This is a genomic window from Geobacillus sp. WSUCF1 (assembly GCF_000422025.1).
Lineage (GTDB): Bacteria > Bacillota > Bacilli > Bacillales > Anoxybacillaceae > Geobacillus > Geobacillus zalihae.
The window spans coordinates 35844-62060 of record NZ_ATCO01000021.1 but is presented as its reverse complement, the minus strand read 5'-3'; the positions used below and the strand labels follow the sequence as shown (position 1 = coordinate 62060).

General features: G+C 50.2%; 20 protein-coding genes and 5 pseudogenes. 7 read left to right on the top strand and 18 right to left on the bottom strand.

Annotated features, from left to right (window positions below):
* The 4 genes and pseudogenes from I656_RS12845 to I656_RS18930 all read right to left on the bottom strand — a co-directional run.
* Positions 1 to 339 (bottom strand): annotated as a pseudogene (locus I656_RS12845) (IS982 family transposase); the annotation flags it as partial.
* 327 nt (positions 340 to 666) lie between these two features.
* Positions 667 to 1092: an NUDIX hydrolase gene (locus I656_RS12850; RefSeq protein WP_015374844.1), complete on the bottom strand. Its 426-nt coding sequence runs from the start codon at positions 1090 to 1092 to the stop codon at positions 667 to 669.
* 763 nt (positions 1093 to 1855) lie between these two features.
* A pseudogene (katG, locus tag I656_RS0114710) lies at positions 1856 to 4065 on the bottom strand (catalase/peroxidase HPI).
* 369 nt (positions 4066 to 4434) lie between these two features.
* A pseudogene (locus I656_RS18930) lies at positions 4435 to 4634 on the bottom strand (short chain dehydrogenase); the annotation flags it as partial.
* A 607-nt stretch (positions 4635 to 5241) separates the two neighbouring features.
* Here I656_RS18930 and I656_RS0114705 point away from each other — a divergent pair.
* Positions 5242 to 6569: pseudogene (locus I656_RS0114705) on the top strand (arsenic transporter).
* Positions 6570 to 6845: 276 nt separating this feature from the next.
* Here I656_RS0114705 and I656_RS12855 read toward each other — a convergent pair.
* Entirely contained in the window at positions 6846 to 7514 is a 669-nt protein-coding gene (locus I656_RS12855; protein ID WP_020753966.1) for a hypothetical protein, read from the bottom strand.
* Positions 7515 to 7624: 110 nt separating this feature from the next.
* Positions 7625 to 8731 (bottom strand): hypothetical protein, encoded by a 1107-nt coding sequence (locus I656_RS12860; protein ID WP_020753965.1) that lies wholly within the window; start codon positions 8729 to 8731, stop codon positions 7625 to 7627.
* 354 nt (positions 8732 to 9085) lie between these two features.
* On the opposite strand from I656_RS12860, the gene I656_RS12865 reads away from it, so the two are divergent.
* Positions 9086 to 9568 (top strand): hypothetical protein, encoded by a 483-nt coding sequence (locus I656_RS12865; protein WP_020753963.1) that lies wholly within the window; start codon positions 9086 to 9088, stop codon positions 9566 to 9568.
* A gap of 81 nt (positions 9569 to 9649) precedes the next feature.
* On the opposite strand, the gene I656_RS0114700 is transcribed toward I656_RS12865, so the two are convergent.
* Together I656_RS0114700 and I656_RS12870 are read right to left on the bottom strand one after the other, a co-directional pair.
* A complete protein-coding gene (locus tag I656_RS0114700) occupies positions 9650 to 10225 on the bottom strand; it encodes a hypothetical protein (RefSeq protein WP_081212633.1) in 576 nt (191 codons plus the stop codon).
* Between the two features lie 106 nt (positions 10226 to 10331).
* The gene (locus I656_RS12870) at positions 10332 to 10967 is read right to left on the bottom strand and encodes a hypothetical protein (RefSeq protein ID WP_033004781.1); all 636 of its coding nucleotides are present in this window, start codon (positions 10965 to 10967) and stop codon (positions 10332 to 10334) included.
* Between the two features lie 201 nt (positions 10968 to 11168).
* On the opposite strand from I656_RS12870, the gene I656_RS12875 reads away from it, so the two are divergent.
* Positions 11169 to 12830 (top strand): cytosolic protein, encoded by a 1662-nt coding sequence (locus I656_RS12875; RefSeq protein ID WP_033004780.1) that lies wholly within the window; start codon positions 11169 to 11171, stop codon positions 12828 to 12830.
* 79 nt (positions 12831 to 12909) lie between these two features.
* Here I656_RS12875 and I656_RS0114695 read toward each other — a convergent pair whose 3' ends face one another.
* The 3 genes from I656_RS0114695 to I656_RS12885 are packed head-to-tail and all read right to left on the bottom strand — an operon-like array spanning position 12910 to position 14952.
* Positions 12910 to 13041, bottom strand: a complete 132-nt coding sequence (locus tag I656_RS0114695; RefSeq protein WP_317889386.1) for a hypothetical protein — start codon at positions 13039 to 13041, stop codon at positions 12910 to 12912.
* Positions 13038 to 14480, bottom strand: a complete 1443-nt coding sequence (locus I656_RS12880; RefSeq protein ID WP_033004779.1) for a PH domain-containing protein — start codon at positions 14478 to 14480, stop codon at positions 13038 to 13040. The genes I656_RS0114695 and I656_RS12880 overlap by 4 nt, the downstream gene beginning before the upstream one ends.
* Entirely contained in the window at positions 14470 to 14952 is a 483-nt protein-coding gene (locus tag I656_RS12885; protein WP_033004777.1) for a PH domain-containing protein, read from the bottom strand. Before I656_RS12885 ends, I656_RS12880 begins: the two co-directional genes overlap by 11 nt.
* A gap of 56 nt (positions 14953 to 15008) precedes the next feature.
* Between I656_RS12885 and I656_RS12890 the strand changes: the two genes are divergently transcribed.
* Positions 15009 to 16196, top strand: coding sequence for an amino acid permease (locus I656_RS12890; protein ID WP_020753956.1), 1188 nt, complete (start codon positions 15009 to 15011; stop codon positions 16194 to 16196).
* 130 nt (positions 16197 to 16326) lie between these two features.
* Here I656_RS12890 and I656_RS12895 read toward each other — a convergent pair whose 3' ends face one another.
* The 4 genes from I656_RS12895 to I656_RS12910 all read right to left on the bottom strand — a co-directional run bounded on the left by I656_RS12895 (position 16327) and on the right by I656_RS12910 (position 19731).
* The gene (locus I656_RS12895; RefSeq protein WP_025950592.1) at positions 16327 to 16893 is read right to left on the bottom strand and encodes a YdhK family protein; all 567 of its coding nucleotides are present in this window, start codon (positions 16891 to 16893) and stop codon (positions 16327 to 16329) included.
* A 192-nt stretch (positions 16894 to 17085) separates the two neighbouring features.
* Complete coding sequence (locus I656_RS12900) at positions 17086 to 17643, bottom strand: TVP38/TMEM64 family protein (protein WP_033004775.1); 558 nt, start codon at positions 17641 to 17643, stop codon at positions 17086 to 17088.
* Between the two features lie 31 nt (positions 17644 to 17674).
* Positions 17675 to 18355: a response regulator transcription factor gene (locus tag I656_RS12905; RefSeq protein ID WP_014195790.1), complete on the bottom strand. Its 681-nt coding sequence runs from the start codon at positions 18353 to 18355 to the stop codon at positions 17675 to 17677.
* 2 nt (positions 18356 to 18357) lie between these two features.
* On the bottom strand, positions 18358 to 19731 hold the full coding sequence (locus tag I656_RS12910) for a cell wall metabolism sensor histidine kinase WalK (protein WP_020753951.1): 1374 nt from the start codon (positions 19729 to 19731) through the stop codon (positions 18358 to 18360).
* Positions 19732 to 19946: 215 nt separating this feature from the next.
* On the opposite strand from I656_RS12910, the gene I656_RS12915 reads away from it, so the two are divergent.
* The 3 genes from I656_RS12915 to I656_RS12925 all read left to right on the top strand — a co-directional run bounded on the left by I656_RS12915 (position 19947) and on the right by I656_RS12925 (position 23185).
* A complete protein-coding gene (locus I656_RS12915; protein ID WP_033004773.1) occupies positions 19947 to 22040 on the top strand; it encodes a DNA topoisomerase III in 2094 nt (697 codons plus the stop codon).
* 120 nt (positions 22041 to 22160) lie between these two features.
* Positions 22161 to 22358, top strand: coding sequence for a hypothetical protein (locus tag I656_RS12920; RefSeq protein WP_020753949.1), 198 nt, complete (start codon positions 22161 to 22163; stop codon positions 22356 to 22358).
* Positions 22358 to 23185, top strand: coding sequence for a serine/threonine-protein kinase (locus I656_RS12925; RefSeq protein ID WP_033004772.1), 828 nt, complete (start codon positions 22358 to 22360; stop codon positions 23183 to 23185). The genes I656_RS12920 and I656_RS12925 overlap by 1 nt, the downstream gene beginning before the upstream one ends.
* A gap of 270 nt (positions 23186 to 23455) precedes the next feature.
* Here I656_RS12925 and I656_RS12930 read toward each other — a convergent pair.
* The 3 genes and pseudogenes from I656_RS12930 to I656_RS12940 all read right to left on the bottom strand — a co-directional run bounded on the left by I656_RS12930 (position 23456) and on the right by I656_RS12940 (position 25871).
* A pseudogene (locus I656_RS12930) lies at positions 23456 to 24234 on the bottom strand (enoyl-CoA hydratase/isomerase family protein).
* Positions 24235 to 24273: 39 nt separating this feature from the next.
* Entirely contained in the window at positions 24274 to 25044 is a 771-nt protein-coding gene (locus I656_RS12935; RefSeq protein WP_013145353.1) for an SDR family NAD(P)-dependent oxidoreductase, read from the bottom strand.
* Positions 25045 to 25118: 74 nt separating this feature from the next.
* Complete coding sequence (locus tag I656_RS12940) at positions 25119 to 25871, bottom strand: SDR family NAD(P)-dependent oxidoreductase (RefSeq protein ID WP_020753945.1); 753 nt, start codon at positions 25869 to 25871, stop codon at positions 25119 to 25121.
* Positions 25872 to 26217 lie beyond the last annotated feature (346 nt).

The following is a 26217-nucleotide window of genomic DNA, read 5'->3' as shown; positions in this document are numbered from 1 at the left end:
TGATGTTGGCCGCGTTTTGCTCACGACGGCGATCCATTTGATGGCGAAGCGCAGCGCCCGGCAACGGCGGTTGTACCGGGAACGTTCGAGAAACGAGCCATTTGTGAACAAATTTCCAGTGACAAAGCGATGCCATGCCCGTTCGGATGTCAAACCGAGCAACTTTCCTAAAAGATGAATCGCGATGACCACGGCGTCTTCCTGTTTGACCAAATGGCGGTTGCGACGCTGTAGGTACATCTGAATCGATGACAGTTGGGCAGAGACAAAAAAGAAAATGGCGGCATATTGCTTTTGAATCTTTGCTTGATCTGTAGTAAAATGAAAGTGCTCTTGCATAGGGATTCTCCTTTTCAATGTTTGGTTGCACTTTCATTTTAAGGAGATCCTCATGCAAGGGCTATTTTTATGCTTGTTTGAGTTTATCTAGCACCACGGGTTTATATAAATTAACTCAATTTATTTTTTGGCTACAATTATCATTTTTTTATACGAATTATCAAAGTTTATACCTGATTATTAAGTAAACTTACTGACTTATCATTTTTTTATCCTTCACTTTATATTATGTTAACTTAAGATGGGAAAAAGAGAGAAAGGAACGTCACGATTCCCTCTACTCCCCCCACGACTCGCTGCAACCGCAGCGCAGTGAAAAGCAGAAAACTATATGTAGTTCAATATTTCACGAGGCGCAAAGTTGTCGATTTTCTGCAATTCGTCTTTGCTCCACCATTTGAGTCCTTTCAGTGTGTCTTTTTCGTTCTTTGTCATATGTTCGATAGACAACACCGTATCGGATTGGATCGTAACGTGATAATAAATTTCCCGGCTAATAAAAGAACCTTGTTTTCCTTCAATCCATACATCCAGTTGGAATATGGGGCCACCGAGAAGATCAACCACTATGCCTAGTTCTTCGTATAATTCCCTTTTTAAAGCTTCAGCTGGGGTCTCGTTTTCTTCAATGCCCCCTCCTGGAGTAACCCATAACACTTTGTTCCCTACTACATCCCGAAATTCAAATTGCTGAAGAAGAATTTCGTTTCGCTCATTGATGATCACTGCTCTAGCACATTTGCGTATCCTCATCGGGCGCTCCTTTCCAGATCTATTTTACAGATGAAGCCGGCCATGACTGCCGAACTCGGGTTTCATAAATGGCCCGAATTCGAACGTCCATGATGGGAAAACTCCTTCTTTTCTTTGTGTGTCAAAGATTCATATTTATTGATAAAAAAAACTAACTAAGAGAATCATAAAATAGAATAATTCCTACCCCACCCTTCAATCTGATCCTTGTATCCGATCAGTGTGTTCTTCATGGTATTCGGATAGCCTGCCTTGAGTCTAAGCTCTTTTAGAGGCATCGCTGGATTCTCAATCATGATCTTTTGAATTCGTATTATTTCTTGTGAATCATATGCTGCTTTATAAGCCCATACATAAATTCATTTTGTGTTGACTAAAACATGTTTATACCTTACAATCATAAAAAGAAGGTGTTGTTTTCCCCGCCACCGTCGGGCAGGCTGAGCTGTCTTTTTATTTTGACGTGAACGTTTGTCCTGTCCCTTTCCCTATGCTATTTGATCTTGATTTGATTCTGCCGCAATCATACTGAAAAACACATAATTTGTCAATAAAATACATACTATTCTCAAAGATTCTCCGAAGGCTCTTTTCTTTCTGCAAATCTCTGACACATAAGCATAAAAACAGGTAATTGAGCGCTCTAGTTTCCTTTCAACGAATCTTTCCCTTTTGATCCACAACAAGTCTAAGAAAGAATCCCTGGATATGAATATAAAAAAGCAGCTTGCCCCTTAAACGGACAAGCTGCTTTTTTTGTTGGTTAAACTGTGACCGACTCTTTGGCTTGTTTCAAATGAATGTCAAAGCGGTCGGCGTTCATGACTTTCACCCAAGCGTTGATAAAGTCGCGGACAAATTTTTCTTGGTTGTCGTCTTGGGCGTAAAATTCGGCGTACGAACGAAGGATCGAGTTGGCTCCGAAAATAAGGTCAACCCGGGTGGCCGTCCACCGCACTTCGCCCGTTTTCCGGTCGCGGATTTCATAAATGCCGCTGTCTGTCGGCACCCATTCATAGTTCATGTCGACTAAGTTGACAAAGAAGTCGTTCGTCAGCACCCCGATGCGGTCGGTGAAGACGCCGTGAGGCAGATCGCGATAGTTCGCGCCTAACACGCGCAAACCGCCAACTAAGACCGTCATTTCTGGGGCGGTCAGCCCAAGGAGCTGCGCTTTGTCAACGAGCAGTTCTTCCGGTGGAACGCTGTACTCTTGCTTTTGATAGTTGCGGAAGCCGTCCGCAAACGGTTCTAATACCGCAAAGCTCTCGACATCGGTTTGTTCTTGTGTCGCATCGCCGCGGCCGGGGGAAAATGGCACTTTGACATCAAAGCCAGCGTCGCGGGCTGCCTTTTCCACCGCAGCGCTGCCGCCAAGGACAATCAAATCGGCGATGCTTACTTTTTTCGGCAGTTCGCGTTGAATGTCCTCATAGATGGACAGCACTTTCGCGAGCCGCTCCGGTTCGTTCACTTCCCACTCGTTTTGCGGTGCAAGACGAATGCGGGCACCGTTGGCTCCGCCGCGCTTATCGGAGTGACGGAACGTGCTGGCCGAGGCCCAAGCTGTTTTCACAAGTTCACTGACCGTCAGCCCGGAGTTCAAAATTTTGGCTTTGATTTCTTCAATTTCCGCTTCTGTCAATTCGTAATTGACTTCTGGAATCGGATCTTGCCAGATGAAATCTTCTTTCGGAACTTCCGGGCCGAGATATCTCGTTTTCGGTCCCATATCTCTATGGGTAAGCTTGAACCATGCCCGGGCAAACGCCTCCGCAAATTCTTCTGGATTTTGATGGAAACGGCGGGCGATTTTTTCGTATTCTGGGTCAAACCGCAGCGCCAAGTCGGTCGTCATCATCATCGTCGGCACTTTCTTCGACGGATCCTCGGCATCAGGCGCCAAATCCTTTTCATTCGGATCGACCGCCATCCATTGCCATGCCCCGGCTGGGCTCTTCGTCAGCCACCAGTCATAGCCAAACAGCATGTCGAAATACGACATATCCCATTGAGTTGGCGTCGGCGTCCAGGCACCTTCAATGCCGCTTGTGATCGTGTCGCTTCCTTTCCCTTTTCCGTAAGAACTCATCCACCTAACCCTTGGGCTTCAATCGGTGCGGCTTCCGGCTCAGGACCGACGTGTGTGGCAGGACCGGCGCCATGCGCCTTGCCGAATGTATGGCCGCCGGCGATCAAGGCGACCGTTTCTTCATCGTTCATCCCCATGCGACGGAACGTCTCGCGAATATCACGCGCCGCTGCTTTCGGATCCGGCTTGCCGTCCGGCCCTTCTGGATTGACATAGATTAACCCCATGACTGACGCGGCGAGCGGATGTTCAAGCTCACCATCGTCGGAATGGCGTTCAGAGGCGAGCCACTCTTTTTCCGCTCCCCAGTAAATATCTTCTTCCGGATGCCAGACATCGACACGACCGCCGCCAAACCCTATCGTTTTTCCGCCCATCGATTCAATGGCGACATTGCCGGCCAAAATCATCAAGTCAGCCCAAGAAATTTTGTTGCCGTATTTTTTCTTGATCGGCCACAGCAACCGCCGCGCTTTATCCAAGTTGGCGTTATCCGGCCAGCTGTTTAACGGGGCAAAGCGCTGCGTGCCGGTCGAACCGCCGCCGCGGCCGTCGCCGATGCGGTACGTTCCCGCCGAATGCCACGCCATGCGGATGAACAGCGGGCCGTAATGGCCATAATCGGCCGGCCACCAATCTTGGCTTTCGGTCATCAGTTTGCGCAAATCTTCTTTGAGCGCCCAATAGTCGAGTTTTTGAAACTCCTCGGCATAATTGAACTCTTCATCATGAGGATTTGTTTTTCGGTCGTGTTGATGGAGAATGCTTAAGTTCAGCTGGTTCGGCCACCAGTCTTTATTGGTTGTTCGATTTGAGTTGTAGCTTGTGACGCTGCCGTGATACGGGCATTTGGAAGTGTTGTGTTGGTTTTGGTTTTTCATTTCCTCTTCCCCTTTCCATATTCAAATATCACCATTATCTTTCTAGTTGCTTTTTCTGCCAACTAGAATTGATAATGATTCGTACATTAAAATTATAATAAATTAATATTTAGTAGTAAAGGATAAAAAATATTTTTTACATACAATATTTGTTTGCGACTGGCGCTTGGCCAACGAAAAAGGAGCAGAGGTCAAATAAGCATGGAAACGGGTTCATTTCATAAAAAGGAGGATATACAACTGCTATGACAGCAACCAGTCCATCCATCCATGGGTTCGCTTTTGCGAAACCGCTTTATTCAAACGATTATGACGGCCGGGTTATTCATTCAAATCGACATTTGGATTCGCAACTTTGCGATTTTATTCATTCGGTCCATAAAAATCAGGAAAATGGCAAATAAGAGTTGGCACTCCTCTCTGATGCGCTTCTATAAGCATCCTATTCAGCTGCAAGCGAATTTTTCCTTTCTTGGTATGGGGGTTTTTCGGCGTATCCTCTGTTACCTTTCTCCCTGGCTGCGCCCATAAACATAAATGTTGTCGACGAACACAACCTTTGCCCCATTCCCTTCCAAATGCGGCACGAGATCAGCCTGCCGCCTTTTTTTGTTAAAGCGCTCTTTTCAGGTTAGAATCAACGACCATCACTTTTTATTTACATATAACACGGGCTTTGTACTCTAACATCTGACGGAGTTGATGGAAAGATCATGCCACTGTTTCATATCGGTCATGGATGCGCACACGTCCCGTTTTTTCACGCCTTTTTTGGTTCAGACGAAGCTTCGATGCGTCCTTCTTAACGTATGGACAGAAAACATGAACAGGCATATGACCTGCCGAGACATTTGCCTCTCGTTTTACTGTACTTTGCCTTTGTCAGCTTTTATTCACGCAAGCTCTATTGCTTGGCTGAGAAACGTTTGTTCATCCCATGCTTGAAATAATGCTGCTGTCTTTCTCCTGTACGTCCACTTTCCTTGGACTATCAACTTTGGCGAACAAATGCGGATTTTGCAGAAATTGCACGAATAGCACAGGACAAGATGATTTTAGGACACATATATATACAGTACAAACAAGCTATATAGACATATATAGACAATGGAAAGAGATGAACGGAACAAAAGAAATCGGAAAAACGCGAAAGGAGTGATGTCTATTACACCAGCTATGGTCCTCTTTGCCTTTTTCTTTACGATCATGCTCATTTACTGGCGCCCTAAAGGAATGAATGAGGCCATTCCCGCAACCATCGGTGCGCTAATCGTCATCGCCAGCGGAGCGGTGAACGCGTCTCATCTCATGGATATTAGCATCAAAGTAAGCGGGGCGGCCATGACCATCATTTCAACTCTTGTCATGGCACTTGTGCTCGAAAGCATCGGTTTTTTTCATTGGATCGCTTCTCTTCTTGCCCAGCGTTCCAATGGGTCAGGGATCCGGTTATTTTGGTACACCAACGCTCTTTGTTTTCTGATGACGCTTTTTTTTAACAATGACGGCAGCATCATGATCACGACGCCGATTTTACTGTTGCTTTTAAACAGCTTTCAGCTAAAAAAACATCAGAAATTACCGTATCTCATCAGCGGAGCGTTGATTGCCACCGCCTCGAGCGCCCCGATCGGCGTAAGCAACATGGTCAATTTAATTTCATTAAAAATCATCGATATGAACTTATACATGCAGACAGCGATGATGTTTGTTCCCTCAGTGCTTGGGCTGTTGTTTTTGCTGGGGTTGTTGTTTCTCGTTTTTTATCACGATATCCCGAAAACATTGCCACCAATGGCGGTTCCTATTACTCCCCTCTCGTTTTTTCATCATCCTTTGCAGAACCGTTCCGCCTACGATGAGATGAAAGTATCGGAAAACAAAATGAAGATGATTCTTCTGTTCGTGCTAACCATCCGGTTGAGCCTGTTTGCCGCTTCATACATGCATATTCCCATTGAAGTGGTCGCGCTCACAGGATCATGTGTACTATTAGGATGGCGATGGTATGCTTTAAAGATGAGCCCGTACGATGTATTGAGAAAAGCACCTTGGCACATCCTTGTGTTTGCTTTCGGGATGTATGTCATCATTTACGGTCTGAACCACATCGGGTTGAGCCATTATGTGACAAAGCTGTCGGGATTGCACGCGTCGGATATGTTTCCCTCGATGTTTGTCATGGGATCGATGCTGTCTGTCTTATCCAATCTATTTAATAACCATCCTGCCCTCATGATTGGAACCTTGTCGTTGACAGAAATGAGCATGGATCCGCTTATTGCCAAGGCGCTTACGCCTCGATGATCATCGGCAGCGATATCGGTTCGCTCCTTTTGCCGACGGGAACGCTCGCTACCTTGCTATGGATGCATATTTTACATCAACATCGCTGTCCCGTTTCATGGACAGCCTATATCAAAATTACCTTGCTCGTCATTCCACCGACTGTTGTCTTTACGCTTGCTATGCTATATAGTTGGATTTCCATTCTATTTATGTAAACCCATAAAAAATCCCTCCTTTTGCTTCATGATGCTAGGAGGGATTTTTTGCATGCCAACACAGTAGTGAAACGCTTCTCAGTCGAATGTGCCACGCGCCATCCTGTCAACCCGTTTCTGTTTGGAATAGGGAGAAAGTCGGTGATGCGCATGTAAATCTCCGGTTCATTGTACAGCCTTGTTCGCTCCATTCTCTTGCAGCGTCCTCCTTCTTTATGGATCATCCTGATCGAGAAAACCCGCCCTTCTTAAACGAAGAAACCGTAAGGAGGGGGGTCAAGATGGAGAATGGATGGTCTTTAAATGAATCACCTTCCAATAAATCGAATCTCCACCCGCTGTGACAAGTTCGGCAATATTGTTTTGTACGCGTTTTAACAAGCCGATTTTCATTGGATGATCGCCCAAATCGAAAATGACTAATTGTCCCTCCATCTTTTTGAGCTGTTCTTCTAAGGACCGTTGCAGGGAAAGCGGAGTTGGCTGCACTGGCAGCACATCGTTTCCTAATGTGTAAGGCGTGATATTTTTCTGGTAAGGAGTCAACCATTTTAAATGATTCAGCGAAATGAGCATGGCTTTATAAACCGGTGAATAAAAAACGAAGTAATCATTGAACACATTGGTAATATAGCCATGGATTGATTTATTTCCAATGACATAAATTTCAACAAATCGACCTTTGGCATTTAATAACGTTTTTCGATAAGAGATTCCCGATTCTTCCTGCAACGGGACTTCTGGAAAAGGACTAGCGATTTCGAAAGAGGGATTGGTGTGGCGTTTAATGTAATGAATATGCAAATGGGGGACATACAAATATTCTTTTCCTGTATAGATCACCACAATATCCAACCCAAAGTCGACAAGAACCCCTTGAACCGTTGTCCCCCCGGAAATCTCCATTTTCACATGTTTTCCTAACAGTGTTTTTAATGGATCCATTGCCTCTCATCCTTTTTGATTTCAGGTGAATGCCGCCTGTTGCACGTTAGTCATGTTTGTGGTTTTGATCCTCTTTTTTCGGCTTCTCCTCATCTTTTTTCTTTGATTTTTCATGAGGGTCGCCTTTTTTTCTCTTTATTCTTGTCTTCCTCGTGTTTTTTCATCTTGTGGTTTTCTTCCTTTCCTTTCTTCTCCTTTTCACTCTTCTCTTCTTTTGTCTCAGCGGAATCTGTTTTCTTGTCGTCTTTGGCCTTTTCCTCCCCCTTCTTTTTCTTTTCTTTCTCCTTCTTATGCTGTTCGTCTTCCTTTTCCCCTTTTTTCTCCTGGTGGGATGCTTGCGACTCCTGCTGTTTTTGTTCTCCCTGGTTCTCGCCGTCTCCTTGGCGTTCTCCCGCCGTCACCGCTTGAAATGCTCCCTTGGGGCCGCAACTGATGCTTTTGATGTGATGAGGATGAACTCGAATAATTTCATTTCCATTGACAATCGTATAATATCCGCTGCCGCCGGGAACAAGAATCCCTTCAATCGCTTCAGGTCCTCCTCGGTTTATGGCCACCCATGTATGCGTTAAATGGGCTAATAAATCCGACAAATTTTGTGCGTTGACATATGGAGGAGGAGAGAGCGTTTCCTGATGTTTAGAGGCGTCCTCTGGTGATGGAGAAACATGATCTGCCGATGATGGAGAAACGTTGTCCGCCGCTTCGTTTGCTGATGAGCCGGCTTCTGGTGTGGTTTCTTCACGTTTGATAAGCAGGCTGATACTTTTAATATGCTGAAGATGATAAAACACCACCCCATCATCCTGGGTGAACAGGACAATATGGTCGTCATTGACGCCTAATAATGTCCCTTGTTTAGATTCAGGCCCACCTTGATTGACTTGAATATAAGCATCGACCAAATGTTGTAACAGTTCATGAAAGCAACTGAACCTCGCAGGGATCTCCGTATCGGGCAGGTTGGCCAAATCGGAAGCAGAAGGGATCGAATTCTGTTTGGCGTTTTCGGTGATGCTTTGAACATGGTGCAGTGCATAATAAATGACGGATGACCCGTCCATAAGGGAAAGATAGTCGGATTGGGCATCAAGCAATTTACCGGTTTTGGATTCCGGACCTCCACGATAAATAGTGACGGTCTTCCCAATTAACGGCGCCAATTCATCGTTGGAGCGCGAAGGGATGGAATGGTCATTCATGCCATATAACGTCATATCTCAATAACGCCTCCCTGTTTTTTTATCCATAAGGGGTGTTCATACTGTATATATACGTATCCTGTAAACATTATGCATAGGTCCATCGCCTAATATGAAAAAATAAGAACCTAACATCACTCTCCGGAAATCGGTCTTGATCATGCATCCAAGCTAAAAGTAATTAACCTGATTTCTTTTAAAGCGTGGTGCCAAAAGGCTGACGTCCCGTTGCTCGTCATACCCACCCTCTTACATCATGGATGATTACACCATTTTATAGAAAAATAGTTATTAATCTTAATCATTTTTTTAAACATTATCATTTAATACAGTAGTACCAAATCTAAACTAGGAAAGGATGATAGACGAATGGTTTGTGTGTGCAATGGTGGATTGTTTCCCCAATTGTTCTTTACGCAGTCTTCAACGGATTTGCCCATTACCATTCCTCTGACCGGAACTGCCGTCACGGAAGTGCTTCGTTTGCAGCCGATTACGACCCTCAGCGGCGACCGCGTCAAGCTCGATTCGATGGTTGAGTTGGAACTGGCTGTTTTAGCCCTTCTATCCGGCGCTACTTTGACAGGGATCACCTATAGGCTGGAACGGTCAACAAACGGAGGAGCTTTTGTCCCAATTGCGTCACTTGATGTCGAATCCCTTCTACCCGTACTCTCACTCGCTGCGAATACAACACTTTTCCCGAACTTGACATGGGTCGACGCACCGGGCGTAGGGACGCATGTCTATCGCATTGTCATTGAAACGAACGGTGGGATTTTATCCACCTTGCTAAGCGGCATCACAGCAGAAACTCGCGCCTTGAACGCTCTTGTTGTTCGCAGCGTATAACCCAGCAAAACCGGCTCAGCGAAAGGCGATTGCCCTCTGAGCCGGTTGTTTTTGCTTTATGGCGCGTAGGTCTTCAGGCTGTCAAGCATGGACGACAATATGGTTCAATGCTCGCACTCCATTAGGCAGCTGTTGGCAGAAAAAAAATCCGTCCGCTTTGTAAGTGGTCGAGATTTCACGCTTACCGACTTGAAATTGGAAATTAGAAAAAGAGAGCGTTTGCCCTGGCTCAATGCGTGACACATGAACCGGCTTTAGCCAAAATTCTCCCTTCTCTTCCGCGATGTTCTCTGCCTCCTCATTCATATATTGCCAAGCTTCCATGACAAGCGGATTGAGACGGCGATCGTATTGAATGCCGCCTCCTAACTTTGCCGATAACGCCACGTGTTCTTTTGGGGAAACCCGCAGGCAAATATAGGGGTTCTCCAAAGGAGAAGATCCCATATTGCGGATCACAAAGTTCCCGGCAATGATCCCTTTTTGCCCGCCTGCCTTCGGAAGCAATAAGGAATAGGTGAAGTAGCAAATCACACAAATTTCATCTGATAAGACTTGTTTCGGCAACTGTCTCATTTCCGTTACGGCTTGTTTAACAGCGCGAAGTTCTTTCTCAATCGATTGTATTTTCTGTTCCAACTCGAGAATCGAATCCATCATCTTTCCCCCTCTTATGACGTCACTTTTCCATTTCTTAAATGTATATGTATGAAAAAAAGAGGAGAACATCTCCTCTTTTTTTCCGCAACTAGAGACGTGTTTTTTACATTGCAGGAAACACAGCGGGGCATTGCGGCGGAAAGACATCCACCGGGCATTCTTCTTCGCAGATGATTTCCGGGCGGGGTTGGCAGAACCGTGCAGCGACTTCCAAAATAACTTCAAAGGTCACGACAATGCTTTGGCAAATGCGGATCGAAATATTCGCCGTAATGCTGTTTCCGCTTTGCGTAAACGCCCCGACCCGGCAACTATTAAAGGTGTTTTGTACAGCGTTGCAGCACACCGTTGTGCCTTCTGGAGCGCAAAGGATGACTTCCTCGCTGGTTGTGATTAACGCGGGGTTGCTGACGACGGTCACTTGAGCGCCCGTTGCGTTCGTTCCCGTTACCTCCAACACGACTTGAATCGTTTTGCTTAAGGTGACGGCTTGCAGCGTCACAATTTGATTGCCGACCGTGCACTCAATATCCCGGCGAGGGGCGTCTTCCCCACACTCCAACAATGTGACCGAACAGCTGACTTGGGAAACCGTGACTCCATCCAACGAACCGCTTGGGAATGTGAATGTGATGTCTTGCGCCAGCTGTACAACGTGTGTCGTCCAGTCATAGACTTTGCACACTTGAATGCACTCTGGATCAAATTGTTGAGCAAATTGCTCTAAATTGATAGGCATAGAACCAATCCTTTCTTTCATGAATTTTTGTCAGGCTACTCTATAGTATGATGGGGAGAAATACAAGTTATAGTAAAAACAACTATTTTTATTCATTTTTGAAAACAAAAATGATATGGTTCATGCATGAGCAAGCAGGGCACCCGTTTTTCAATATCTGCATATAATGGCTACCATGACATGCGGAAAAAGGTGATGGACATGAGCAAGGAGCAAAAAACCACCCAATTGCAGCAAAAAATCATCCATCTGAAATCAGAATTGGACAAATACAAAACACTGCTCGCTTCATTAGGCTCTCAAGAAGAATGGGAGCGTCTTCACATGGAAAAGGATGAACTCCAGGCGAAGCATGATGAACTCATCGGACAATGCCGCCGTTATGAAGAGCTGCTGTCCGAGCAAAAGAATGAGATCGAGCGCTTATCGGAAGCATTGAAAACAATGGAGGAAGAAAAAGAATGGCTGCGGCAGGAGATGGAGCAATGGAAAACAACATGCGCCTACTGGCAAGAACAAGCGGAAGCCAATCAAAAACACATCCAGTCTTTAGAAGCGACACTGAAGGCGTTTCAACAAAAGGAAACGGAATGGAATGAAGAACGAAAAAAAACAAAAGAAAAAAATCGACTGCGAAAGGACGGGACCCTTTCGTTTATGAACGAATCGATCGATTCATGGGCATCTTGGCTAGAGCGACTAGAAAAAGATTACAATACGATGAAGGGACAAATAGAGAAAATGGCCAAAGATGTTTCCAACCTGCAAAACAATGTAAGCAACATCCCGAAAATTGAAGCATTGGAAAAAGACATCGGAGTGTTTACGAAGCAAATGCAACAAATCCAAGACAAACTATCCAAAATCGAGATCGAACGACAAAAAGACTCCTTGACGCTGCAAAAACATATTTTCACCCAACAAATGGAGCTGGAGTTGATGATGGAAAAGGTCACGAGTTTTGCCAGTGAGATCAAACATCTCTCGAACCAAATCGCCGACTTAACCCGATCGCGGAATGACCCACCCAAGGAATCGCCAAATGACGATACAATTGAATTGAAGGAGATGCTGTCCCGACTCATGGAGCGGTTAACGGCATCCTCTGATGAGAAATCGAAAGAACCGGCAACATCACCGATCCAATCAGCTAATCCCTTTTCAACAAACATGCAAACGGAAAAGGCGCCGCCACCCCCTAACAGTTTTTTAAAATTACAGGAGTTTATGGATGGAACCAACCAACCCATTGTTGTCTCACCTGTGAAACGCAAAGAAACTCATGCATCCCATCTATATTCACAAAAATCGATCCCAATCAAACGCGTCCGAATGGAACATCCATCTTCCCATCATCGCCACCCATCCCAGCATTCATCACCACCTGCAGAGGATGAGGACAATCGATTGAATATCAGCGTTCAGAACGATCATACTGATCCAAATCCAGGAAAACGCTCAGACGCTTCAAGGCTGGAACAGAAAAAGGACCACCAATTGTTTACACAGACAGATGAAGTAAGGTTTGAAAGCACTCATAAAGCAGCGGACCCGTTAAAAAACGAGGATGAACGACCTAACAAAACAGACCCAAACATGGAAATCAAAGAGAAGCAGGAATCTCTAGTTTCTCCCGGCAGCCAAGAGGCGGTGACGCAAGATCCAACATCGGCATCCGACATTTCAGCCGACGGGCAGCAATCAGATTCCGAAACCTATGAAGCGACGGCATTCCTTCCTTCCGCCTCCGTTTTGATCCAAGATGACGCCATCATTCATGGAGAAGACTCTTTTATGGGGGAAGGGAAACCGTCAAAATGGGGATTATGGTCTCTATTCAAAAAGACGAAAACCTCTCAATAGCGAAGAGGCGGGAGTGTTCCCGCCTCTTCGCTTTGGATTCAAGGGAGTAAAATCCACAACGCATCACACAACGACGCGGTCAGCACCGCCGGCAAGGCGTGCCGTCAACGCCGCTGGATCGTCCTTGGGTCCAAATGAACACGTTTTGCACCCCCAGCGGCAACATGAGCCCAAACGCAAGGATGATCCCATGAAAAGAGGCTCTCATCATGTTTGCTTCCTCCTTTTCCCTTGCAGCCAGCGGTAGACCGAAGCCGCATCCGCTTCATCCACATCCACGACGCGGACGCGGGTGCCAAGCGGCATGACGGCAATGGAAATGGTCGCCAGCCGTTTTCGCTTTTGCCACCACGTCGCTGATGTTTCAAGCGATTGAACGTGACGTTTCAAGATATACGTCGTCGTTTGCCGAAACCATCCGCTTCGAAGCGCCAGCTGCTTCGACGAAAGCGACCATCCCGCGATTTGAAAGCGACGGATGCCGATCCATGCCCCGAGCGGCAACACCACCAACACAGCCGCCCCCCATGGGCGTTCTATATATGCCGCCAAGATGGCGGGAATCACGAGCCAAACAAGCGGACGAAGCATGTAACGGCGTTTCGCGCGCTTGGGCAATGGAGAAAAAGGAACGCCGAGATCGTACTCGGGCAAACAAGCTTGAATGATCGACGCAACTCTCCTCTTTTCGACAAACGGACAAAGAACAACATCCCCTGCTCCGCCGCCATCGAGCCTCCCACCGGCATGAATCAAGGACACAGAGGCGTACCCAAACAAACGGCGCAGCCAATTCTCATGAATCACGACACCTTGGACGCGGGCAACTGGGACGGACACCGCTTTTCGTTCCAGCCATCCGCGGGCAATGACAATCGTGTCTTCTTGTTTCCGCACGACAAACGAAGCGTACCGGATCATGTTTTGTACGATAGCTACTCCATAAGCGGCCAAGAGAAGCGACAAGATGAATAGGGCAATATACCATCCTCCATGTCCGTTCCATGTCGACTGAAGATCACGGATGAGCGCCTCATATGGAATGAAGTCGCCTAATTGTGACAAAAACGCACATAACGCGGCAACCACGCCAAGCGTGCCGCCGCTTGTCAACGAAGCCATCCATACTTCTTTCATCGATAAGGTAAACAGAGCAGGATGTGGGCGGTTCGCGGATGGTTCCGGATGGGCGGCGTTTTCCGCCTTGTTTTTCGCCTGTTCCACGCATCGTTGCAGGCGGCGGGCTTCTTCCTTTGATATGGCCCGAAGCGTCACTTCTGCTTCACCGAGGGCATCGCCCGCCGCCTCAACATGTACTTGAACCACTCCCGCCATCCGTTGCCATATGCCCTCTGTCACCGAAATCCCATGGATGCGCTCGAACGGAATCGAACGTCTTTTGCGGACAAACACGCCTTCTTCCACGAGCAAGCGGTCTTCATCCCAAGCGTACGTAAAGCGGATCCAAGAAAGAACACCCATCACCACCGTGTATACGACAGCCGCCAGCGGCACGATGAAATCCCTCCAAGAGAAGCGGTTGCGGCTGCCAGCCACCATGATCACAAGGAGCGGAATGACCATATTTTTCAGCTCTTTTCCGACTCCCGCCATAATCGCAACAGGATGAAGGCGGCGTCTAGGCGTCATCGTCATCCGCCACCTTCGCCCACTCGGCAATCAAGCGGCAAAGCTGCTCCGCTTCTTCCATCGGAAGAGCGGGAATTTCATGGGCAGCCGCCGCTGTGAACACCGCGATGGAAGCCAACCCGTACCGCTTGAGAAGCGGACCTTGTCGCACATCGACGTACTGAACGCGAGCCATCGGGATCAAAGTCCGTCTCGTAGACCAGACTCCTCGCTGAATGTCAATCTCTTCTTCGCGAATGCCATAGCGCCAACGTCTTTGGCGCAACGGCGGGAGCCAGACGACCCATACAATGGCTTGCACCACCCAAACGCCGACCAACACTATCAATAACCAAGGAGGAGCATGGAACTGCGAGAGCAACCACATGACTCCCCCGATCGCCACGCCAGAAGCCAATGCCCCAAGCGCCCCAGTGAGGCGCCACACGATGACTGCTTTTGATGAAATGGGTTTGCCTCTATGAGGAAGCATTCTCTTAATCTCCTTTTTGCACATCATTTCTATTTCCAGTATAACGAAACATTTCCATGTTGCGATGCCTTTTTTCGACAATCGTTGACAGAGGTTCGAACGTTCAACATTTGATCCGCCGGGCGTTTGGCTTTCGCCTGTCATGGATCGTCGGCTGGCTGTATTGGATCAATTGGACGTTGGTCACTGTTGTCGAACTGCTGGCTGCCGGCAGTTTCCTGAGCTATTGGTTTCCGTCTGCGCCGTTATGGCTGCTTGCCCTCCTGTGCGCGTGTCTGATCATGGGGTTGAATCTTTTCCCTGTGAAGTATTACGGGGAAGCGGAATTTTGGCTGGCCGGCCTGAAAGTGGCGGCGCTAGTGGTGTTTATCGTGCTCGGGGCGGGCGTATGGGCTGGCGTGATCCCAAGCGGCATAAGCGGCTCGTTTCCGTCTGCCGGCGACGGCGGATGGTTTCCGCACGGGTTTGCCGGAACGCTCAGCGCCTTGCTTATCGTGATGTTTTCCTATGGCGGAGCGGAGCTGATCGGGGTGGCGGTGACGGAGATGAAAGACGCCGAGCAGGTGCTGCCGCGCGTCATTCGCACCACAATCTGGCGGGTTGTCGGCTTTTATCTTTTGCCAATGGCCATCATTTGCGGCATTATGCCATGGAACACCGTTTCGGAAACGAACAGCCCCTTTGTCCAAGTGTTGGAAGCGATCGGGTTGCCCGGCGCGGCCCATGTCATGAACGCGGTGTTGCTCATTGCCGTCTTATCGGCGGCCAATACAGGCGTCTATGCGACTTCTCGGTTGCTGTACACCATGGCTGAACAAGGAGAAGCAAGCCGCCGCTTGCAGCGGACGACGAAACACGGGGTTCCGCTGTACGGGATGGGCATGGTCGCCATCTGCATCGCCGCTGGCGTGATCGGCGCCTACTTGGCGCCCGGGCGGATCATCGGGGAATTGATGACGATTCCTGGGTTTACGGTGCTCATCGTTTGGATGATGATCGGCGCCGCTCAGCTGAAGCTGCGGCCGCACTACAAAACGAAGCCGTTTTTCCGAACGAAAGGGTTTCCGTACACAACGATGGCGGCGGTCGGGGCGCTCGGGGCGATTTGGCTTGGCTTTTTGCTTCAAAGAGAGCATCGAATCGGTTCGCTTCTCTGCGTGGCCGTCTTGGTTCTCTTATTCATCTATTCCACTGTCAAAGAAAAGCAGCATCAAGCAACAAAAGCGCCCGGGCGAACGGCGTAACCAAACCGCCTCTTTTCGCTCGGGCGACAGCTAGAGACGGGCGTCCTTTCATCATAGACGGCGCCCGTCTTCCTTTTTCCGCTCCAAGGGAAATGGCTGTGCGTTTTGCGGAAACACCGATGATGATTCGTTAGTTGGCCGGCGACAGCTCATCTTCGGTCACCCACTTATGGTTGGTCACTTTTTGACCAGTTTCCGTATCGACGTAATCGACCATATACACCGTCGTTTGTTTCGCCGAATCAATGATTGCTTTGGCGCCTTTCATCCCTTCCATGTGATCGGCATTCAAGACAACTTCGTCGCCCGGCTGGAACGGTTTGTCACCGGCGTTTTCGATTTCCTCGTGGATGACCCATTTATGGTTTTTCACTGGTTTCCCGCCTGTGGTTGGGGTATATGTGACCGTATAGACGATCGTGTCAAAGGCACCAGTGACAGTCGCCTTGGCTCCATCCATCCCCGGCATATGGTCGGCGTGGATGATGACTTGGCTTCCGACCGGATACTTTGGATGTTTCGCTTCCTTCAATCCGGCCGGCACCTCTTTGGAGCCCGAGTGATTCATTCCTTCATGCCCGGTGTGAGAAGCCGTATGTTCCTTTGGCGCTTTGTTGTCGTTTGCACCGGTGCAGGCAGATAACAAGAGCGCTGCCATGACCGAAGTTGTACCTAACAACATTTTCCAGTTTTTCATCGTTTTCACCCTCCTTGCCTTGTTAGCATACCCGACATTTGTGCAGATTTTGTGGAGAAACCGCTTTTGTTTCCATTCCCCGCCATCGCGGCGGGCGCACAAGTCGTGACGATCATGCCGACGGCGTCCGGCCATTTGCCGCTAAAGGCCGTATGGCGCCTAGGCTGACTGTCCTTTTGGGCGGGGGCTGTTTCACCCCGCTGCTTTTTGCCCTATCTTTCGCCAGACGAACCACAAAAGAACGATCGATGCAACAGCGAGCATCAGTTTGCCCGCCCAGGCGGCCTCGAGGAATTGATGGACGGCATACGCTTCCATCCATAAAGCCGGGAGCTTGCCGAGCGAGCTAGCCGTTGCAAACACAGAAAGAGACGTGCGGCCGACAGCAGCAACGAACGTCACCGCCCCGGATGGCACAAACGGCAACAGTCGAAGCGCGAAAATAAGCCCAAACGCCTCCTTGCCACTTGCATGAAGCAACGGCTTCACCTTGGGATGGGAAAGCCATGTCGTCTCGCTCCATCGGCGAAGTCCTTTTCGATACAAGACAAACGAGACGACCGCTCCGATCGCCTCGCCGGCAAACGACACCCAAAAGCCGGGCCAAAATCCGAAAACGGTCAAATTGGCGGCAGTTAAAAAGGCGCTTGGGACGACTCCGAGCACGCTGATCACCACATTGCAGGCTAGACTCAAGAAGTACGCCGCTCCGCCGTATGCTTGAAGGAACTCAATCATCCGTTCTTCCATTTGACCCAAACGCCTCTCTTTCCGAAAATGGTTATGACTTGCGCCCTTCCCATTTGTAGCCGACGCCCCAGACCGTCTGCAAATATTCGTCCACTGGGAACCCCGCTTTCCGCAATTTTTCGCGGATGTTTTTCATGTGGGAGTCAACGGTCCTCTCTTCCGTATCAGCGAGATAGCCCCATAGCGATGCGATGATTTGCCCGCGGCTGAACACCTGATTCGGGTGCTTTAACAGCAGCCCCAAAATGGCAAATTCTTTCGGCGTCAACGCAATCGGCTTATCTTCGTAGCGGACCGTATGTTCCTCTTCGTCCCATACAAGCCCGGCCGCGCGAATGGCGGAACGACCGCCAGCTGTACGGCGCAGCACCGCTTCAATGCGAGCAAGCAGTTCCGCCTCGTCAAACGGTTTCGTCACATAATCGTCCGCTCCGATTTTCAATCCTTGGACAATATCCGCCGTCTCATCGCGAGCGGTGACCATCATGATCGGCACATTCGAAAACGAACGGATGCGGCGGCACGTTTCCCATCCGTCGAGTTCTGGCATCATGACATCAAGCAGCACCAAATCGGCGTGATGGCGCCGCAAATAGTCAATGGCTTCCGCCCCTGAACGCCGTTTCACGCAACGGTAGCCGTTCGGCGCTAAATACAATTCCAATAAATCGAGCATCCGCTCTTCATCATCAACCAACAGCAAGGTATACATCATTATCCCTCCGGCAGCGTAATGAGGATGGTCGTTCCTTTTCCTTGTTCGCTTCGAGCAGCGATCGTTCCCCCGTGCGCCTCGACGATTTCTTTGGCAATCGCCAAACCGAGTCCGGTCCCGCCGCTTGTCCGCGACCGCGATTTGTCAACCCGATAAAACCGCTCGAAAATCCGGGGCACATCTTCCGGCGGAATGCCGGTTCCTTCATCGGATACGGCAATGACGATTCCTTGCTTTTGAAGGTGAACGGCGACGGCCACCGTCGTGCCAGAAAACGCGTACTTTCGTGCATTGTCAAGCACATTGATCATCACTTGCTCGAACCGCTGCCGATCAATCGCAGCCATGACCGAACCGGGGCACTGGCACACAAGCGACAACGATTTTTCCTGAAACGCGGGGCGCAGTTTTTCACACAATTTTGTCAAAAACGAACAAAGATTTGTCGGTTGCTTTTCAATCTGGAACGAGTGTTGCTCCAGTTTGGCTAATTCAAACAAATCTTTGACCATCTTTTCGATCTTTTCCGCTTCTTCGTAAATGATCGCCATATAGTTCGCCCGTTGTTCCTCAGACAGATGCGGACGTCGGGCAATGTCGGCGTATCCTTTCACATACGTCAGCGGCGTGCGCAATTCGTGAGAGATGCTCGCTAAAAATTCGCTCCGCTCTTGTTTCAAATACGCCAAATCGTTGGCCAGCGTTTGAATGGCGTTGCCTAACTGCGCCAGCTCATCGTCTCCTTTCACTTCGACGCGCACGGAAAAATCGCCTTGGCTGAGCGCTTCGGTCGCTCGCTTCATGCGAAGAAGCGGCATCGTAATGGCGCGGGAGAAAAAGGCGATCGTCATCATCGTAATCGCCACGGACAACATACCGACGACAACAAAATGATGTTTCAATTTATACACCATCGTCCGGATCGAGCGGGTGTCTTGAAACATATACACATATCCCCTTGTTCCACCCCTGATTTGAATCGGGCTGACGGCAGCAATATGTGACGCCCGCTTCCAGTCGGTTTCAACCATCATTCCCCGGCGGGGAATATGGCGGCCGTTCGTTAAAGGAATGAGGCGCTTGGCAAACGGAACAATGCCGCTAGACGCCGATACAATCCGGCGCCGGGCGTCCGTAATGGCGACATCGGTTTCCGCCTCTGATTCCATCATCACGACATGCGCCAATGTCGTTCGATCGTTATTTTTCTCCAAGACGTTGCGGTGGCTGTTTCCCCGCGCTATAAGTTGCGCGAATTCTTCCTCGATGCGCGCATGGACGAGCGTAGCGTAGAGGGAAACGAACAGCGCCATTTCAATGGCCAAGACAAAGGCAAAAAACAGCATTCCGAGTTTCCATGACAGTTTTCGCACGGATTCCTCTCCTCATCCAGCAAGCCCGAGTGTCATTTCAATTTTACTATTTTATTTGACAAATGTGCAGAAAGTGTGGAGATGCGGCTTTGCGCCGCGCCAAGGCGTCTTGTCCTGCCAAGGAGACAAACCTTGGCGGATGCGTCTTTTTCCTTCTTCCTTTATACTAAGAAGCAGACTGTGCTCATGTGGAGACGACAGAAAGGGGTTTATCGATGAAATCGCTCGTGTTAGCGGAAAAGCCGAGCGTCGCTCGCGACATCGCCCGCGTGCTCGGCTGCAAGCAAGCGCATAAACATTATTTTGAAGGAAAGCAGCATATTGTCACCTGGGCGCTCGGCCATTTAGTGGAGCTGAAGATGCCGGAAGACTACGACCGGAAATACGAAACATGGCGGCTGGAGGACTTGCCGATCATCCCAAAGAAAATGGGCTTGAAAGTCATCCGGCAAACGAGCCACCAGTTTCGCGCCATTGAACGGTTGGCGAAACGACCGGATGTGAAAGATGTCATCATCGCGACCGACGCGGGCCGCGAGGGGGAACTGGTGGCGCGCTGGATTTTAGAGATGATCGGTTGGACGAAGCCGATTTGGCGGCTATGGATCTCCTCGCAAACCGACCGCGCCATCCGCGACGGCTTCCGCCAACTCAAGCCCGGGGCGCAGTTTGACCGGCTGTATCAATCGGCCGTCTGCCGCGCCGAAGCCGACTGGCTGATCGGGTTAAACGTCTCGCGCGCCTTGACGACCAAATACAACGATCCGCTTTCCGCCGGGCGCGTGCAGACGCCAACGCTCGCGATGATCATCGAGCGCGAACGCGAGATCCAATCGTTCGTTCCCGTGCCATATTGGACGATTCGGGCCAAGATCGGTTCCATCACGGCCGTATGGAAGCGGCATGGAGGACATCGTCTGTTTGACCAAGACGAAGCGAAGCAGCTGCTCGCCCGCCTTGACGGTCAGCCGGCGCGCGTCGTGTCCGTCAAGCGGAAACGAAAAAGCGAGCCCGCCCCGCTGCCGTATGATTTAACCGAGCTGCAGCGGGACGCGAACAAGCGGTTTGGCTTTTCGGCGAAAAAGACGCTCTCGGTGTTGCAGCGGCTGTATGAACAACACAAACTCGTCACGTACCCGCGCACCGATTCGCGTTATTTGCCAAGCGATATGGAAGCGACGATGACCGAGCGGTTGTTGGCGATGAAATCCGGTTATGAGGACGTCATCGCTCCGCTCCTTGCCAAAGGCAAAGCCAAAGCAGCCAAGCGGGTATTTAACGATGACAAAGTGACCGATCATCACGCCATCGTTCCAACGGATGAGCGGCTCAACCTTAGCAGGCTGTCGACTGATGAGCGCAAGCTGTATGATCTCATCGCCCGTCGCTTTTTGGCGCTGTTTTTCCCGCCGTATGAATCCGAAACAACGACAGCTGTCTTTGACATCGGCGGCGAAATGTTTGTCGCCAAGGAGACGGCGGTTGTGAACTTCGGATTTAAAGCGGTTCTCGGCAAAGAAGAAACGGATGCCAAACCGACGTTGTCACACCTCGCAGAAGGTCAGACGCTCCCATCGGTGCAGCTTGAGAGGGAACAATCGTTCACCGAACCGCCCGCTCGTTATTCGGAAGCCGATTTGCTCGCGCAAATGGAAAAATACGGGCTCGGCACGCCAGCGACAAGGGCGGACATCATCGAACGGCTGGTCGAAACCGAAGTGGTCGAGCGAAAAGACGGACGGTTTTATCCGACGAAAAAAGGGAAACAGCTGATTGAGCTCGTCAATAAAGAGCTGAAATCGCCGGAATTGACCGCCCGCTGGGAGCGGGAGCTGGAGGCGATCGCCCGCGGGAAAGGAAATCCACAACAATTTTTGGCCAACATCCGCCGGCAAACGCAGCAACTCGTTGCCGAAATCAAGCAAAGCGAGCAGGTATACAAAGCGCCAAACCTCACGAATCTCACATGCCCAGAATGCGGTGCGCTTTTAAAAGAGCGGAAAACGAAAGACGGACGGATGCTTGTCTGCTCGAACTTAGCGTGCCGCTACCGCCGCCGGCGCGACCCGAAACTGTCGAACCGCCGTTGCCCGCAATGCCACCGGCGTATGGAAATGCATGAAGGAAAAGCAGGACTTTATTTCCAATGCCGCCCGTGCAATATTGTCGAAAAAGCGGACGAGACCAAACGCATCGCCGCAAAAGGAAGCGAACGGGCGCTGCTGAAAAAATACAGCCCGGCCAACGAATCGTTTGGCACGAGTTTAGGGGAGCTCTTCAAGCAGGCGTTGAACGAAAAAAAGGAATGAGGTTGCCGCACCGCGCTAGGGGCTAATGCCCCTGGCGGTTTCTTTTTCATCTTTGAATCTGAAACCTCCCTCTCATTGCCTCGTATATATAGATAAATCTATCGCAAAGGAGCGATCACGATGTTGAAAAAATGGCTAAAATCCCTTTTCGGCCATCCCCATCATCCGTCGCACTACCATAAACATTACAGCAGCAGCGACCACCATTATTACACCCCGACGTATCATTCGCACCACCACCCGTCCCAGTACGGGCATCATCACTACAAAAAGAAACATCATAGCGGCAGCTTCTTCTCAAGCTTTTTCGGCAGCTGATGAAACGGTTTTTTGAACGCCATCCGTTCGTTTCCCGCTGGGTTGATCGGCCGCATCGGGGCGGGAAGGTGCTTTTGGGCCGCTATGAAATCATCGAAGAGCTTGGGATGGGAAGCTACGGCATCGCCTACAAAGGGCGCGATCACCTGACAGGCCGTCTTGTCGTCATCAAACAAGCGCGGCGGACAAAAGGCGAAGACGGCCGCCGCTTGCTTCAGCGCGAAGCTGACGTGCTCGCCCACCTGCGCCACCCGCAAATTCCGAGGCTGTATGATCGGTTTGTGGAGCGCGGACAGCCGCATCTCGTGATGGAGTATATCGACGGAGAAACGGTGGAAGACCAGATTTTCAAGCTGGAAGCCAAGTACACGGAACAAGAGGCGTTTCGATTGTTAAAGAAGGTGCTTGAGGTCGTCCGGCACGTCCATGCTTTCGGCATCGTCCACCGCGATTTGCGCATCCCGAACATCATTTGGCGCGATGGAACGGCGGCGATCATCGATTTCGGCTTGGCCTGCCGCATCGGCGAACCGGTGGATTTCCGCGATGACGACCCGCTTGAGAAGCGGCTGCGGCGCGAACCGCATCCACGAAGCGATTTCTATGCCCTTGGACACTTCACCTTGTTTTTATTGTATTCTGCCTATGAACCGACCAGTGACGAGGAAAAAAGCTGGGAAGAAGAGCTCGATTTATCGCCAAACGCTCGTCGGATCTTGCGGAAAATGCTGCAGCTGGATGCGCCGTATGACCATGTTGACGAGTTGATCGACGACGTGGATCAGTTGCTCGCAGAACCCATCCGGAATCAAGCAGGGGCGCTTTGACGCTTGATCGCACCGTTCCCCGACCAACCAGAGGGTGTCCCAAAAGGATTGAGACACCCTTTCTCATTACCGTATATAGGTATAAAACAATCATTAAGAAACAATAGGTATAAAACAATCATTAAGAAACAATATGTTGTGTTTTGTTAAAGAAAATTACCCTTTTGGGTCAGCCCCATGTTTCATTTGAGGCGAAGTGAAAACAAAATACGCCCCGTCTCCCGCTGATGGAGAAACAGGGCGCAGCGCTCTTTTGGCACTGCCGCTCGCTTATTTTCCTTGGAACACCGGGCTCCGTTTCTCTTTAAACGCCGCCACCCCTTCGCGATGGTCTTCGGTTTCCACCATCAGCCTTGAACGAGACGCTCTTCTTCGAGAATCTCCTCGAGTGTCGCGGTCAGCGCGTGCTCAATCAGCCGTTTTTGTTTTCCGATGGCTTTCGTGGGCCCGCACGCCAGCTTCGAGGCGAGCGATTCTGTCGCCTCGCGCAGTTTCTCAGCTGGGACGACCTCGCTTAGGACGCCCAATTCATACAGGCGACGGGCTGGAATCGGATCGGCGGTGAAGAAAAACTGTTTCGCCAAATGCGGACCGACAAGCCGCGGGAGCCAATACGACCCGCCACCGTCGGAGACAAGGCCGACTTTCGCAAAGCTCAAAATGAATTGACTGTCTTCGGCCGCGAGGATCAAATCACACGCCAGCGCGAGGTTAAATCCCGCCCCGGCAGTGAATCCGTGCACCGCGGCCATGATCGGTTTTTCGCATCGTTGCATAGTCAGAATGAGCCGATTCAGTCGGCCGATATGCTCATACGCCTGCGAGGCGCTTGATTGCCCCATCGTTTTTACATCCCCGCCGGCGCAAAACGCCCGCCCAGCGCCGGATAAGACGATGACGCGGACGGCATCATCCGCCGCGGCGCGTTCGATTTCATCCGTCAGTCCGGCAATCATCTCCGGGCTGAAGGCATTGAGCCGCTCCGGGCGATTCAGCGTCAACCATAATACAGAACCGGATTGTTCCACAAGCAAATGCGAGGTTTCCATATTCCTTTGCTCTCCCTTTCCATTTTGGACTTTTCCGTTTCATTTGATGAGCCATCCGCCATCCACCAACACATCAGAGCCGGTCATGTACGACGCTTCCGGTGAGGCAAGAAACGCAATGACGTTCGCAACTTCTTCCGGTTGCCCAACTCGACCCAAGGCAGTGTTGCGCTCGATGGCTTTCACAAACCGCTCGTTTTGCAGTCCGCGCTCGGTAAGCGGCGTCTCGACAAAACCGGGCGAGACGGAATTGACGCGGATGCCATACGGCGCCAGCTCCAAAGCGAGCGATTTGGTCAAGTTGATGACCCCTGCTTTCGCCGCGCTGTAGTGCGGAATTTCCGCCCCGGCCTGATGGCCGGACAATGACGCTACGTTCACAATCGCCCGATTGGCGCGCTCGCGTTTTGCCCCTTCGATCATCAGCGAAGCGAACGCCTGCGACACAAGAAACACACTTTTGATGTTGATGCGTTGGACGTCATCCCACTCTTGTTCCGTCAACTCCAGCCATCTCGCATGAGTGGAGATGCCGGCGTTATTGACAAGCACATGCAAGTCGCCGTACCGCTGTCGGACATACTCGGCCAATGCTTGCACTTGTTCGCGGTCGGTGACATCCGCCGCAAACCGGTCAACGCCCCCCGGCGTCCCGAGACGTGCGATTTCTTCTGCAGCCTCCTCCAGTTTCGCTGCTGTACGGCCGACAAGCACGACTGTGGCGCCTTCTTTCGCCAAACGGAGAGCCGCCGCCTTGCCGATTCCGCTGCCTCCTCCGGTGACCACGGCCACGGTATTCAAAAAACGCATCGTTTTCCTCTCCCCTCATTTCTGTTGCTAGCCTAGCGGTTAGGGCGTGCCCTTCTCTTTTCAAACTTCGGCCGCTAAAACGTCAGCCCGCCGCCGTCGACCGACAATATCGCGCCGGTGATAAAGGACGCTTCATCGGACGCCAAAAACATCACCGCGTTCGCCACTTCCTCTGGCGTCCCGATGCGGCCGAGGGCGTTCGCCTTCGAGATGATCGGCCATTTGCGCTCATCTTGTTTCCACGGAGTAATGATGTTCGTATCAATGACCCCCGGCGCAATGGCGTTGACGCGAATATTGAACTTGCCGTATTCAAGCGCTGCGTTTTTCGTTAATAAAATGACCCCGGCTTTGGAAGCGTTGTAAGCCGATTCGTATTTTTTTCCTTTAATCCCCAGCAAACTCGATGTATTGACAATCGCCCCACCCCCGGATGCTTTCAGTGCCGGCACCGCGTATTTGATGCCAAGAAACACGCCCTTTAAGTTGACATTAATGACCCGGTCCCACTCCTCCTCGGACAAGTCGGTGCTCCGCACTTCCGAATGGCCGATGCCGGCATTGTTAAAGAGAATATGTAGGCCGCCAAAGGCATCAACCGCCGTTTGGACAAGGCGGCTCACTTGCTTGGAATCGGCGACATCCGTCTGGACAAAAATCGCCTCCCCTCCTTTTTCCCGAATCAGGCGGACCGTTTCTTCCCCTCCTTCCTCATTAATGTCGCTCACCGCCACTTTGGCGCCTTCTTCCGCAAAGCGGATCGCCGTCGCCCGGCCGATGCCGCTCGCGCCGCCGGTGACAATCGCCGCTTTTCCTTGTAGCCTCATGATTTTCCCTCCTTTCGATCGGATTCTGAATCCGTTTTCAAAAGATGATATACCAACCGGTTAGTATGTTGTTTCTTTTATTATACATCACATTTAGAATATTTTAAACATTTTTATTATCTCTCGCCGAGAAGACCCTGACATCCACGCGTGAACGTAAGTGGAGGATGAGTGGCCAAGCTTTATGAGAAAATCACGAACTGTCGGAACGATTTCCTGCACAAACGGTCCGCCCGTCTCATCCGCGAAAACCAAGTGGTGTGCGTGAAGAAGTGGACAGAAAAGGATGTAATTTCCATTTATACAGTCTCCATCAATGGCCATACTAAAAACATGGAGGTGTTGA